General features: G+C 71.8%; 13 protein-coding genes. 7 read left to right on the top strand and 6 right to left on the bottom strand.

Going from position 1 to position 12,498, the window contains the following annotated elements; translation table 11 throughout:
* Positions 1-22: 22 nt before the first annotated feature.
* The 4 genes from ACFTZL_RS30145 to ACFTZL_RS30130 form a co-directional block, all read right to left on the bottom strand.
* The gene (locus tag ACFTZL_RS30145; protein WP_382588866.1) at positions 23-1,003 is read right to left on the bottom strand and encodes an acyl-ACP desaturase; all 981 of its coding nucleotides are present in this window, start codon (positions 1,001-1,003) and stop codon (positions 23-25) included.
* Between the two features lie 120 nt (positions 1,004-1,123).
* A complete protein-coding gene (gene ddaH / locus ACFTZL_RS30140; protein ID WP_382588864.1) occupies positions 1,124-1,900 on the bottom strand; it encodes a dimethylargininase in 777 nt (258 codons plus the stop codon).
* A gap of 156 nt (positions 1,901-2,056) precedes the next feature.
* The gene (locus ACFTZL_RS30135; protein ID WP_382588862.1) at positions 2,057-4,336 is read right to left on the bottom strand and encodes an ATP-binding cassette domain-containing protein; all 2,280 of its coding nucleotides are present in this window, start codon (positions 4,334-4,336) and stop codon (positions 2,057-2,059) included.
* A 10-nt stretch (positions 4,337-4,346) separates the two neighbouring features.
* Positions 4,347-5,972: an ABC-F family ATP-binding cassette domain-containing protein gene (locus ACFTZL_RS30130; protein WP_382588861.1), complete on the bottom strand. Its 1,626-nt coding sequence runs from the start codon at positions 5,970-5,972 to the stop codon at positions 4,347-4,349.
* 292 nt (positions 5,973-6,264) lie between these two features.
* On the opposite strand from ACFTZL_RS30130, the gene ACFTZL_RS30125 reads away from it, so the two are divergent.
* On the top strand, positions 6,265-6,918 hold the full coding sequence (locus ACFTZL_RS30125; protein ID WP_382588859.1) for a GPP34 family phosphoprotein: 654 nt from the start codon (positions 6,265-6,267) through the stop codon (positions 6,916-6,918).
* Between the two features lie 180 nt (positions 6,919-7,098).
* Here the strand turns inward: ACFTZL_RS30125 and ACFTZL_RS30120 are convergent, their stop codons facing one another.
* A complete protein-coding gene (locus tag ACFTZL_RS30120; protein ID WP_184588159.1) occupies positions 7,099-7,515 on the bottom strand; it encodes an SsgA family sporulation/cell division regulator in 417 nt (138 codons plus the stop codon).
* A 246-nt stretch (positions 7,516-7,761) separates the two neighbouring features.
* On the opposite strand from ACFTZL_RS30120, the gene ACFTZL_RS30115 reads away from it, so the two are divergent.
* The 4 genes from ACFTZL_RS30115 (at position 7,762) to mmpA (ending at position 10,275) form a co-directional block, all read left to right on the top strand.
* A complete protein-coding gene (locus ACFTZL_RS30115; RefSeq protein WP_382588857.1) occupies positions 7,762-8,865 on the top strand; it encodes a WD40/YVTN/BNR-like repeat-containing protein in 1,104 nt (367 codons plus the stop codon).
* A 70-nt stretch (positions 8,866-8,935) separates the two neighbouring features.
* Entirely contained in the window at positions 8,936-9,259 is a 324-nt protein-coding gene (locus tag ACFTZL_RS30110; RefSeq protein ID WP_382588855.1) for a plasmid stabilization protein, read from the top strand.
* 74 nt (positions 9,260-9,333) lie between these two features.
* Positions 9,334-10,026, top strand: coding sequence for an endonuclease V (locus ACFTZL_RS30105; protein ID WP_382588853.1), 693 nt, complete (start codon positions 9,334-9,336; stop codon positions 10,024-10,026).
* 102 nt (positions 10,027-10,128) lie between these two features.
* On the top strand, positions 10,129-10,275 hold the full coding sequence (gene mmpA, locus ACFTZL_RS30100) for a morphogenic membrane protein MmpA (RefSeq protein WP_382588851.1): 147 nt from the start codon (positions 10,129-10,131) through the stop codon (positions 10,273-10,275).
* A gap of 22 nt (positions 10,276-10,297) precedes the next feature.
* Here mmpA and ACFTZL_RS30095 read toward each other — a convergent pair whose 3' ends face one another.
* Complete coding sequence (locus ACFTZL_RS30095; protein ID WP_382588850.1) at positions 10,298-11,476, bottom strand: saccharopine dehydrogenase family protein; 1,179 nt, start codon at positions 11,474-11,476, stop codon at positions 10,298-10,300.
* Between the two features lie 92 nt (positions 11,477-11,568).
* On the opposite strand from ACFTZL_RS30095, the gene ACFTZL_RS30090 reads away from it, so the two are divergent.
* Entirely contained in the window at positions 11,569-11,949 is a 381-nt protein-coding gene (locus tag ACFTZL_RS30090) for an MmcQ/YjbR family DNA-binding protein (protein ID WP_382588848.1), read from the top strand.
* Positions 11,950-12,060: 111 nt separating this feature from the next.
* Positions 12,061-12,498, top strand: a 438-nt coding sequence (locus ACFTZL_RS30085) for a CoA transferase (protein WP_382588846.1), incomplete at its 3' end; no start/stop codon positions are given.

Raw genomic sequence — 12,498 nt, 5'->3', positions numbered from 1 at the left:
GCGTATGGCTGTGTCTACCGGGTCAGGCGCCGGCCGCCCGGGCCGCCATGCGGGCCTTGCGCGCGGCCAGCTTCTCGTCGAACTTCGACGCCTCGGAGTCCAGGCCGCTCATGAACAGCCCGAGTTCCTCCTGCGCCTTGCGGCCCTCGGTGCCCAGACCGTCGATCTCCATGATCTTCAGGAAGCGCAGCACGGGCTGGATCACGTCGTCGTGGTGGATGCGGATGTTGTAGACCTCGCCGATCGCCATCTGCGCGGCGGCCCGCTCGAAGCCGGGAATGCCGTGACCGGGCATCCGGAAGTTCACGACCACGTCCCGCACCGCCTGCATCGTCAGGTCGGGCGCGAGCTGGAACGCCGACTTGAGCAGGTTGCGGTAGAAGACCATGTGCAGGTTCTCGTCGGTCGCGATGCGCGCCAGCATCCGGTCGCAGACCGGGTCACCGGACTGGTGGCCGGTGTTGCGGTGCGAGATGCGGGTGGCCAGCTCCTGGAAGGCGACGTAGGCGATCGAGTGCAGCATCGAGTGGCGGTTGTCCGACTCGAAGCCCTCGCTCATGTGGGACATGCGGAACTGCTCCAGCTTGTCCGGGTCCACGGCGCGCGAGGTGAGCAGGTAGTCCCGCATCACGATGCCGTGCCGGCCCTCCTCCGCCGTCCAGCGGTGCACCCAGGTGCCCCAGGCGCCGTCACGGCCGAAGAGCGAGGCGATCTCGTGGTGGTAGCTGGGGAGGTTGTCCTCGGTCAGGAGGTTGACGATCAGTGCGATGCGGCCGATCTCGGTGACCTTGGACTGCTCCTTCTCCCAGGCCTCGCCGTCCTCGAAGAGGCCGGGGAAGTTGCGCCCGTCGCTCCACGGCACGTACTCGTGCGGCATCCAGTCCTTGGTGACCTGCAGATGCCGGTTGAGCTCCTTCTCGACCACTTCCTCCAGTGCGTACAGCAGCTGGGCGTCGGTCCAGGCGCCGGCGGGGCTGCCGAGGTGGGGAGCGGCGATCGTCATGGACTCTCCAGGGGACATGCGTACGAGCGGTGAGCGGTAACCTACGGCATCGTAGGCTACGTTTCCGTAGGTTACGATTCCGTAGGTTAAGGACACGGTAAAGGCCGCTGATCAGCGCGGTCAGGCATACAGCTCCCGCAGCCGCACCGAGAGGCACGTCACACATCCCTCGAGCTTCTCGAACTCGCTGATGTCCACGACGACCGGTTCGTACCCGAGGTCCGCGAACAGCTCCGCGGTCTTCGGCGCGCTCGCCGCCATCAGCAGTTTGGCACCGCCGAGCAGGACCACGTGCGCGCCGGCCTCCTCGGGCACCGGCAGGAAGCGCGCGAACAGCGACGGCGTGTCCATCTTCGGGATGTGCCCGATGACCGTGCCGTCCGGCAGCGCCGTCACCGCCGACTTCAGGTGCAGCACCTTGCTCACCGGTACGGAGACGACCCGCGCGCCCAGCGGCTCGAACGCGGCGCGCAACTGCTGGACGCCGGCGGCGTTGGTGCGCCCGCCCCGGCCCACGTACACGGTGTCGCCGATCTTCAGGACGTCACCGCCCTCGAGGGTGCCCGGCTCCCAGATCCAGTTCACCGAGCAGCCCAGACCGGCCACGGCCTCCTCGACCCCGGCGGTCTCCGCACGCCGGGACTCGGCGCCCGGGCGCGCGATCAGAGCCACGTTCCGGTACATCACGACCGTGTCCTCGACGAACACCGAGTCCGGGCAGTCGTCGGCCGCATCCACCTCGATGGTGTCCCAGCCGTGCGCACGCAGGGCCGCCACGTACGCTTCCCACTGCTCGCCCGCGAGGTCGGCGTCGGCCTTCTCCCGCTCGATGTGCGTCACCAGCCCCTCGGCAAGACGTGGGCTGGGGCGGCGGACGAGGGCCTTCTTGCTGGGCACGAGCGTGACTCCGTATCGGATGGGACGTGTCTGGACCGCACCGACAGGACCTCCGGGATCGACCGGAACGCATCGGGCGTCAGCCGACCATGATGCAGGGCGATGCCCTGAGACGACACCCCTGGGGCGGTGAGGAACGCCCCGCCGGGGTCGCGCTCAGCCCGTCGAGGCCCGCAGCGCCCGCCGCAGGTGTTCCCCGGTGAACGAACCCTCCGCCTCCAGGAGCCGGCGCGGCGTGCCCTCGAAGATGATCTCGCCGCCGTCCCTGCCGCCGTCCGGGCCGAGGTCGATCACCCAGTCGGCACGGGCGACCACGTCCAGGTTGTGCTCGACCACGATGACCGTGTTGCCCGTGTCGACCAGCCGGTCCAGCAGGGCGACGAGTCCCTCCACGTCCGCCATGTGCAGGCCGGTCGTCGGTTCGTCGAGCACGTAGACCGCTCCCGTCCGGTGCAGTCGCGTGGCCAGCTTGATGCGCTGCCGCTCGCCTCCGGAGAGGGTGGACAGGGGCTGGCCGAGCGTCAGATACGTCAGCCCGACGTCCCGCAGGGCTTGCAGCCGGCGCCGTACGCCCGTGTCGTCGAAGAAGCCGAGTGCCTGCTCGGCCGTCATCTCCAGGACGTCGGCGATGGAACCGCCCCGCACGGTGAGCCGCAGCACCTCGTCCCTGAAGCGCCGCCCCTCGCAGTCGTGGCAGGTCGTCGTCACCGGGTCCATGAAGGCGAGGTCGGTGTAGATGATGCCCCGCCCCTCGCAGGTGCCGCAGGCACCGCTCGAGTTGAAGCTGAAGAAGCCGGCCTCGGCCCCCGTCTCGCGGGCGAAGATCTTCCGCACCGTGTCCATGATCCCCAGATAGGTCGCCGGGGTGGACCGGCCCGAGATCCCGATCGACGACTGGTCGACGACCACGGCCTCGTCGTGGGCGGCGGTGAACTCCGCGACCAGGGTGCTCTTTCCCGACCCGGCGACCCCGGTCACCGCCGTCAGCACACCGGCCGGGAACCGTACGGTGACGTCCCGCAGATTGTGCCGGTCGGCGCCCTTGACCCACAGGTCGCCGACGGGCCCGCGCACCTCGCCCTTGACCGTTGTACGGGTGCGCAGACAGCGGCCGGTGAGCGTGCCGGACGCGGCCAGCCCGTCCGGCGTGCCCTCGAACACCACCGTGCCGCCACCGGTGCCCGCCCCCGGCCCCATGTCCACCACATGGTCGGCCAGCGCGATCACGTCCGGGTCGTGCTCGACGACCAGCACGGTGTTGCCCTTGTCGCGCAGCCGCAGCAGCAGATCGCCGAGGCGGCCCACATCACGCGGGTGCAGCCCGACGCTCGGCTCGTCGAAGATGTACGTCATCCCGGTCAGGCTGGAGCCGAGGTGCCGCACCGTCTTCAGCCGCTGCCCCTCCCCGCCGCTGAGCGTGGCCGTCTCCCGGTCGAGGCTGAGGTAGCCGAGCCCGATCGTCTCGATCCGCTCCAGCGCGGCCACCGCCGCCCCCGCGATCACCCCGGCCACCGGGTCGTCGATCTCCTTCAGAACGGCGATGAGATCGGTGACCTGCATCCCGGCGCACTCGGCGATGGAACGCCCGTTGATCCGGGTCGCGAGCGCCGCCGCGTTGAGCCGGGCTCCCCGGCAGGCCGGGCAGGTGCCCTCCACCAGGAACTCCCGGACCAGGTCGCGGGTCTTCTGGCTCATGGCCGACAGATCCCGCTTCAGATACAGCCGCTCGAAGCGGTCGGCCAGCCCCTCGTACTCGGTGATCCAGGTGCCGCCGGTGCCGTTGACGGTGACCCTGCTGCCGGGCCGCCCGCGCATCAGGAACTCCCGCTCGGCGGCCGTGAACCGCCCCACCGGCTTGTCCGGGTCCAGATCGGCGCTGTTCGTGTACGCCTGCCCCTGCCAGGTCCCGGCGGCGAACGGCGGGAAGCGGACCGCCCCGTCGGCGAGGGAGCGGTCCGGGTCCAGGATGCGGTCCCAGTCGGGCCGGACCGTACGGCCGAGGCCGTCGCAGTCGGGGCACATGCCCGACGGGTCGTTGAACGAGTACGCCGTCGCCGGCCCGGCGCTCGGGGTGCCGTGCCGCGAGAACAGCACCCGGATCACCGAGTAGACGTCCGTCATGGTGCCGACCGTCGACCGGGAGTGGCCGCCGACCGGTCGCTGGTCGACGACGATCGCGGGGGAGAGGTCCTCGAGCCCGTCCGCGTGCGGCCGCTCGTACTTGGGCAGCCGGTTGCGGACGAACCACGGATACGTCTCGTTGAGCTGGCGCTGCGACTCCACCGCGATCGTGTCGAAGACGACGGACGACTTCCCCGACCCCGAAACGCCGGTGAACACGGTCAACCGGCCTTTCGGGATGCGCAGGGTGACGTCCTTGAGGTTGTTCTCGCGTGCTCCGGTCAGGGTGATGACATCGTGCGTGGAGTCGGTCATGCCGCCGACGCTAGGCGGAATACCCGACAGCCTCTGGCGTGATTTCCTTCAGTTCTCCGTCCTCCAGCCGCAGCCAGCGCGTGATGCCGATCGACTCCAGGAACGGCAGGTCGTGACTGGCCACGATCAGCGCCCCCTCGTAGGACTCCAGGGCCGTGGTGAGCTGATGCACGCTCGCCATGTCGAGGTTGTTGGTCGGCTCGTCGAGCATGAGGAGCTGCGGCGCGGGCTCCGCCAGCATCAGCGCGGCCAGCGCCGCCCGGAAGCGCTCGCCGCCGGACAGCGTCGCCGCCTTCTGGTCGGCCCGGGCGCCCCGGAACAGGAAGCGGGCCAGCCGCGCCCGGATCCGGTTGTTGGTGGCGTCCGGCGCGAACCGGGCCACGTTCTCGGCGACGGTCAGCTCCCCGTCGAGCACGTCGAGCCGCTGCGGCAGGAACCGCAGCGGGACGTGCGTGCGCACATCGCCCGACTCCGGGTCCAGCTCGCCGGTGATCGTGCGCAGCAGCGTGGTCTTGCCCGAGCCGTTGCGTCCGATCAGCGCGACCCGCTCGGGACCGCGCAGCTCGAAGCCGCCCTCCACGCGGGCGCCGTACCGCAGCCCGAGATCCTGGAGGGTGAGGACGGTGCGCCCCGGTGGCACGGCCGTGTAGGGCAGGTCGACCCGGATCTCGTCGTCGTCCCGTACGGCCTCCACCGCCTCGTCGAGCCGCTCCCTGGCCTCGGCGAGCCTCTCCTCGTGCATGATGCGGTGCTTGCCCGCGGACTCCTGCGCCGCGCGCTTGCGCGCCCCCATGACGATCTTCGGCTCGCGCTTCTGTTCGAACATCTTCTGCCCGTACCGCTTGCGGCGGGCCAGCTTGACCTGGGCGTCGGCCAGTTCGCGCTTCTGTTTGCGGAAGTCGGACTCGGCGACGCGCACCATGCGCTCGGCCGCCTCCTGTTCGACCGAAAGGGCCTCCTCGTAGTCGGAGAAGTTGCCCCCGTACCACGTGATCTCGCCGGAGCGCAGATCCGCGATCTGGTCGACGAGGTCCAGGAGTTCACGGTCGTGGCTGACGACGACCATCACACCCGGCCAGGACTGGACGGCCGCGTACAGCCGCCTGCGCGCGTACAGGTCGAGGTTGTTGGTCGGCTCGTCCAGCAGCAGCACATCGGGCCGGCGCAGCAGCAGCGCGGCCAGTCGCAGCAGGACCGACTCGCCGCCCGAGACCTCGCCGACGGTGCGGTCCAGCTCGACGTGTCCGAGCCCGAGTTCGCCCAGGGTGGCCAGGGCGCGCTCCTCGACGTCCCAGTCGTCGCCGACGGTCTCGAAGTGCGCCTCGGCCACGTCGCCCGCCTCGATGGCGTGCAGCGCGGCCCGCTGTGCGGCGATACCGAGCGCCTGGTCGACACGCAGGGTGGTGTCGAGCGTGACGTTCTGCGGGAGGTAGCCGACCTCGCCGGCCACGCGGACGGTGCCGTCGGCCGGTGCGAGCTCACCGGCGATCAGCTTCAACAGGGTCGACTTCCCCGACCCGTTGACGCCGACCAGGCCGGTCCGACCCGGGCCGAACGCGACGTCCAGGCCCTCGAAGACGGGGGAGCCGTCGGGCCAGGTGAAGGAGAGGGACGTGACAGTGATGGAAGTAGGCATGCGGGCCTCTTTCGCGGTTGCTTGATGCGGTCAGGGGCAAACGCGTATCGAGACACCTGCGACCAGGGAGGAGGGACTCCACGGGCATGAGAAAAGCCCTGCACCGGAGGACGGCTCAGTCGCCGAGGTCGCACGCAGCGCACACACCCCAGGTGTGTGACGCGGTGTCTCAGGACCTCAGACGAGCAACGTCCTTCTCCAATCGGCGGCAACAGGACGCTCAACAACGTACGAGGGGGCGTCGGGCCTGTCAACGCATTAACGTGCGGCCCGAGCCTCCCGAGGAGGCCCCGTGACCGACGGCCCGCTCTCGCTGCCGGCCCGGCTCTGCCTGCTGGCCTGGGACTCCGCGCGGCCGACGGCCGCCGGTACCGGCCGGCTGGCCGACCTGGTGCGGGCCGGTGCCCTCACCGAACTGGCCCAGCGCGGCCTGCTCACCGACGAGGACGGCATCGCCACGCCGCTCGACCTCGACGCGCGCGCCGGTGACGCGGTCCTCGACGGACTGCTGGAACTGGTCCATGAGTCGTGCCCGCACCACTGGCGGACGTGGGTGACGCTGCGGGCCCGGGTGACCCTCGACGCCGTGCGGGAGCAGCTCGTGGTCGGGGGGTATCTGCGGGCGGAGAAGAAGCGGGTCCTCGGCGTGTTCCCCTCCGTCGACCACGCACTGGAGCGCGTCACCGCCGTGGACGCGCTGCGGGAGGAGACGCTGCGGCTCCTCCAGGGACCGCCGCCCGTCGCCGAGCTCTCCGAGCGTGACGCGGCGCTGGTCGCCCTCGCCGTAGCGGCGAACCTGCTGCCCGAGAAGGACGTCCGCGCCCACGAGCAGCGCGTCGAGGAGCTGTCCGAGCGTGCCGGCGCGGGGGCGCCCGGGCTGTGGAAGATCGTGCGCGAGGTGCGCGGGGCCGTGGCGGCGGAGTCGACGGCGCCCGCCCGGGCCTGACCCACGTTCATGCCGGATTCCTGAAGGAACTAGTGGACAGCGTCGACGGGCCGCTGGTTGTCATGGCGGGCCCCGGCCCACTGCCGCTCGCCGAACGGGCAGCCCTGGGGGTGGCTCGTGTCAGCGTGGGCTCGGGCATCGCCCAGGCCGCGCACGCCCTGCCGGAGCAGGGGCGTCAGCTCAGCACGCGTCCCGCATCAGCTCCGCCAGGCCGTGGTCCAGATCGAGCTGGAGGTGCTCGAGACCGACGGGCACGAGCTCGCTCGTGGCCTCCAGGAACCGGCGCACCTCACTGGAGCGGACATGCACGACGGCGGTGCCCTCGGGGGCGTGGAACTCCAGCACGGTGCGGTCGTACCCGTACGGCCGCACCCGCACGTCCCCGTGTCCCTCGGCCTCCTTCAGGCCCGCGGCGAGCAGCTCGCGGGAGAAGGTCCAGCAGACCTCGACGCCCTCCAGCGTGGCCGGGGCGGGGAAGGTCATGCGGACGGCGAACGGATCACGTCGGTCGTAGTGCAGCGTCGCGGGAATGCTCGGCATACGCGGCGCGGCGGCGACGAGACGGGCCTCCACGGGTTGCTCGATGACGATGGACAACGCCTTGCTCCCTTGTGACGGCTGGACGGACTTCCGGCCGGATGAGGCCGGGCATTGGAAGAGACGCCGGATTCAGCCAATCCGTGCACACGCAATGCGAGTGACCTCCGTCACCGCGTTCATGCACCAGAGTGACGTGACTCTCCTCATGTGCCACGGCGGGCACCTGTGGCGCCCGCCGGAACACCCGGGACGGCCGCGAGGCCGTCTGGACGGCGCCCGGGCGGTGGGCTAGCTTCCCCGGCCATGAGGCGCTTGGGGAGTACGCGACGGACGGGACGAACACGGCGCAGGGTGACCGCTGCGGCGGCGTGCGCGGCGGCACTGGCCGCCCTGACCGCCGTACCGGCGCAGGCGCACGGGTCGGGGCACGGGGCGCCGCACTGGGAACTGAAGGAGACCGGCACCCCGGAGGTGCGGTTCCGCGGCCTCGCCGCCGTCAGCCGGAACACCGCCTGGGCCGCCGGGACCGGCGGCACCGTCCTGCGCACCACCGACGGCGGGGCGACCTGGCGGAACGTCTCGCCCCCGGGCGCGGCGGAGTTGCAGTTCCGGGACGTCGAGGCGTTCGACGCGCGCCGGGCCGTGGTCCTGGCCATCGGCGAGGGCGAGGCGTCCCGCGTGTACCACACCGACGACGGCGGGGCGACCTGGACGGAGTCCTTCCGCAACACCGACCCGAAGGCCTTCTACGACTGCCTCGCCTTCTTCGATCCCCGCCACGGCCTCGCCATGAGCGACCCGGTGGACGGGAAGTTCCGCATCCTGTCGACCGGTGACGGCGGCCGTACCTGGAAGGTGCTGCCGAACGCGGGCATGCCGGCCGCGCAGGAGGGCGAGGCCGGATTCGCGGCGAGCGGCCAGTGTCTGGTCACCTCCGGGCCGAAGGACGTCTGGCTCGCCACCGGCGGGGCCGCACGCGCGCGGGTGCTGCACTCCGCCGACCGGGGGCACACCTGGAAGGCCACCGACACGGCCCTCCCGGCGGGCGACCCGGCCCGTGGCGTCTTCGCGCTGGCCTTCCGCGACCGCGGCCAGGGCCTCGCCGTCGGCGGCGACTTCCGCCCCGACCAGCCCTCCCCGCAGGCCGCGGCGCGCACCCCCGACGGCGGCCGCACCTGGCGCCCCGCCGCCACACCCCCGCCCGCCTACCGCTCCGGCGTCGCCTGGCTCCCGCACAGCCGCACCGCAGCCCTCGCCGTCGGCCCCACCGGCACCGACCTCACCGCGGACGGCGGCCGCACCTGGCGGACGGTCGACACCGGTTCCTACGACACCGTCGACTGCACCCCGGGCCGAGGGTGCTGGGCCGCCGGTGAGAAGGGCCGGGTTGCCCGCCTGGAGCACTGAGCATGCGGACTGCCCTGATCGTTGGCAGCGTGGGTACCCGTTCACCGGTCGTGAAAGGAAGTGAGCGGTGATGCCACGCGGTTCGAGCCCCAAGCGGGAGCGCCAGTACGAGCACATCAAGGAGAGTGCGCGGGACCGGGGCGAGAGCACCGGCCGCGCCGAGGAGATCGCCGCGCGGACGGTGAACAAGGAACGCGCCCGCTCCGGCGAGTCGAAGACGGCCGGCCGGACCTCCACGAAGGACATGCCCTCCGGCAAGCGCGGCGGGCAGCGGTCGGGCCAGGGCTCCCAGGGCCCCACCTACGACCAGCTCTACCAGGAGGCCAAGCGCCGCGGCGTCGAGGGCCGTTCCACCATGAACAAGGGCCAGCTCCAGCGCGCACTGGGCAAGTGAGGTCATGACTCCCGAGGCCGGCAGGACTTCCTGGTCCCGCCGGCCTTCGCGCTGCCCGTAGGCTCGGGCCCACCATGACGACCGTACGCATCCCCGAACACTGGCCCGCGACCGAGGAACAGGCCCGTGCCGTCCAGGACGAACTGCGCGAGCGCGTGATCCTCGACGAACCCGGACCGCCGCCCGGCACGGGCCATGTCACGGGGGTCGACGTGGCCTACGACGACGAACGCGACGTCGTCGCGGCGGCGGCGGTCGTCCTGGACGCGTCCAGTCTCGAGGTCGTCGCGGAGGCCACGGCGGTGGGCCGCGTCTCCTTCCCCTATGTGCCCGGACTGCTCGCCTTCCGCGAGATCCCCACGGTCCTGGCCGCCCTCGACGCCCTGCCACTCCCGCCCGGCCTGGTGGTCTGCGACGGCTACGGCCTCGCCCATCCCCGCCGCTTCGGCCTCGCCAGCCACCTCGGCGTCCTGACCGGCCTCCCCACCATCGGCGTCGCCAAGAACCCCTTCACCTTCGTCTACGACGACCCCGACACCCCGCGCGGCAGCAGCTCCGCGCTGCTCGCCGGCTCCGAGGAGGTCGGCCGCGCCCTGCGCACCCGGGAGGCCGTCAAGCCGGTCTTCGTCTCGGTCGGCCACCGCGTGACGCTCGCGGGCGCCTGCGCCCACACCCTCGCGCTGACCCCCGAGTACCGCCTCCCGGAGACCACCCGCCGAGCGGACGCCCTCTGCCGCAAGGCCCTGCGGGAGACCCACCCGGCCTGACCGGCCACCGCCGAACCAGGGGCCGGCCGGTGTGATCTGAGTACCGGCTCTGAGTACCTGTACGGATGCCCGGCCGCGGCCGCTGTCGGCAGGCTGGGGCGCATGACAACGCACCGCGCTCCCAAGCCTGTTGCCGCACCGACCCAGACCGTCGAGCGGGCCGTCACCATCGGGCTCGTCCTGGCCGTGCTGGCGGGGCTCGCCTGGATCGCCGGGATGATCTACACCATCGCCGAGTGGCCGATGTAGGACGGAGCCCCTCGGCGTCCCCTCAGCGCGTCGACGCGACGCGGAAGCGGATGCCCGCCGCGCTCAGCCGGTCGATCAGCGAGTCGCCCATCGCGACCGCCGTGGTGACCTGACCCGCCCTCTTCGGCAGATCGTCGAAGGCCAGGCACAGCGCCGACTCGGCGAGCATCTTCGCCGTCTCGTCGTACCCCGGGTCGCCGCCCGAGACCTCCGTGTACACCCGCCGGCCGCCGCCCTCGCCCACGAAGCGCAGGGAGAACCAGCTCTTCGCCCGCTTCTCCGGGCTCGGCCCGTCCCCGGGCTTGAGCCGGTCCGACAACCAGCGCCGCGCGGGCGGCACCTGGGCCGCCGCGACCAGCGCGCCGACGGCCGCGACCCCGCCCACCGCGACGGGCAGGTGCCGGACGGCCGCGTACTGCCGGTAGCGGAAGTCGGGGCCGTACCGTTCGAGGGCCGCCGCCGACCGCCGCACGATCTGCGGGTCGATGGTCGGCATCGGCAGCGCCCAGGCGCCGACCTCCTTGGCGAACCGCGGCGTACCCGTCGGCACGGAGACCCGCCGTCCCACCAGCCGCGGCTCGTGCCGCCGCCGGTCCCGCACGGCCGCCGCCATCTCCCGCTGCCGCGCGAACTGGTTCAGGGCCGAGTTGAAGGTGCCGCCCGAGAAGGCGGCGTCGACGGTCACGAAACCGTCCACGGTCAGCGGCACGTCCTCGGGAAGCTGCCGCACGGTGAAGTACACGCCCAGATCGTGCGGGATCGAGTCGAAGCCGGCGGCGTGCACCAGCCGGGCCCCGGTCTCACGCGCGCGTGCGTCGTGCCGGACGTACATCAGGTCCACGAACTCCGGCTCGCCCGCGAGGTCGAGGTAGTCGGTCCCGGCGTCCGCGCAGGCGGCCACGAGCTCCTCGCCGTACGTCACGTACGGGCCGACCGTCGTGGCCACCACGCGCGCCTGCTCGGCGAGGGAGCGCAGCGAGGCCGGGTCGGAGACGTCCGCCCGCAGCACCCCCACCTCCGCGTCGCCCGGCAGCCGCTCGCGCAGCCGCTCCAGCTTCTCCGCGCTGCGGCCCGCGATCGCCCAGCGCAGCCCGTCCGGTGCGTGCGCGGCCAGATACTCCGCGGTGAGCGCTCCGGCGAAGCTGGTGGCTCCGAAGAGCACGATGTCGTACGGACGGTCCGTCCAGTTCAGCCTGCTCATGACACCCCTCGGTCGTGCAGCCCGTGCCGCTGTCGGTGGCCGAGGCTAGCGTGAGGAGTGCGGAGCCCGACGACGAGCCCGGAGGAACGACGATGGCCGTGCCCAAAAATGCCCTGAAGAAGTGGGAGAAAGTGCGCGAGTTCGCGCTGGGGCTGCCGGGTGCCGTCGAGGAGTTCCCCTGGGGCGAGTCCGTCGCGAAGGTCAACAAGAAGGTGTTCGTCTTCCTCGGCGTCCAGGACGGCAGTTACCCCCTGGGTGTGACGGTGAAGCTCAAGGACGAGACGGCCCACGCCCACGCCCTGTCCAGCCCCGGCGCCGAGCCCGCCGGATACGGCCTGGGCAAGGCGGGCTGGGTGAGCATTCCCCTGGAGCAGCGGGACGCCCCGGCAGCGGAGATGCTCTGCGACTGGGTGGAGGAGAGCTATCGGGTGATCGCGCCGAAACGGCTGATAGCGGAACTGGACGCGGACTGACTCCGTCGGGCAGATTACTAAGCGCTTGCTCTCTTCAGGCCTTGTGCCGATCGGAACGCGTTCTTAGCATCACTGGTGTTACATCAGTTGTGTCACAGCACTGGGGGCTGGATGACCACGGCAAGGACGCCAGGACACGGCCCGCTCACCGGCGTGCGCGTCGTCGAGCTGGCCGGCATCGGGCCCGGCCCGTTCGCCGCCATGCTCCTGGCCGACCTCGGGGCCGACGTCGTGCGCGTGGACCGCCCCGGCGGCCCCGGACTCGCGATCGACCCGGCGTACGACGTCACCAACCGCAACAAGCGCTCGGTGGTCGTCGACCTGAAGTCCCCGGACGGCCCCGGCCACGTGCTCGACCTCGCCGCACGCGCCGACATCCTGGTCGAGGGCTACCGCCCCGGTGTCGCCGAACGCCTGGGCGTCGGCCCCGAGGCCTGCCACGCCCGCAACCCGCGTCTCGTCTACGGCCGGATGACCGGCTGGGGGCAGGACGGCCCGCTCGCCGAGCGCGCCGGGCACGACATCGCGTACATCGCCCCCACCGGCACC

Origin of the sequence: Streptomyces sp. NPDC056948 (genome assembly GCF_042674225.1) — a bacterium.
Classification (GTDB): domain Bacteria; phylum Actinomycetota; class Actinomycetes; order Streptomycetales; family Streptomycetaceae; genus Streptomyces; species Streptomyces purpurascens.
The sequence above is the reverse complement of the archived record's forward strand: the minus strand, read 5'-3'. Positions and strand labels throughout refer to the sequence as shown.

Coding starts and splice junctions, on each gene's coding strand:
- ACFTZL_RS30145 (WP_382588866.1), bottom strand. CDS start 1,003: ATGACGATCGCCGCTCCCCACCTCGGCAGCCCCGCCGGCGCCTGGACC.
- ACFTZL_RS30135 (WP_382588862.1), bottom strand. CDS start 4,336: ATGACCGACTCCACGCACGATGTCATCACCCTGACCGGAGCACGCGAG.
- ACFTZL_RS30130 (WP_382588861.1), bottom strand. CDS start 5,972: ATGCCTACTTCCATCACTGTCACGTCCCTCTCCTTCACCTGGCCCGAC.
- ACFTZL_RS30115 (WP_382588857.1), top strand. CDS start 7,762: ATGAGGCGCTTGGGGAGTACGCGACGGACGGGACGAACACGGCGCAGG.
- ACFTZL_RS30110 (WP_382588855.1), top strand. CDS start 8,936: ATGCCACGCGGTTCGAGCCCCAAGCGGGAGCGCCAGTACGAGCACATC.
- ACFTZL_RS30105 (WP_382588853.1), top strand. CDS start 9,334: ATGACGACCGTACGCATCCCCGAACACTGGCCCGCGACCGAGGAACAG.
- mmpA (WP_382588851.1), top strand. CDS start 10,129: ATGACAACGCACCGCGCTCCCAAGCCTGTTGCCGCACCGACCCAGACC.
- ACFTZL_RS30095 (WP_382588850.1), bottom strand. CDS start 11,476: ATGAGCAGGCTGAACTGGACGGACCGTCCGTACGACATCGTGCTCTTC.
- ACFTZL_RS30090 (WP_382588848.1), top strand. CDS start 11,569: ATGGCCGTGCCCAAAAATGCCCTGAAGAAGTGGGAGAAAGTGCGCGAG.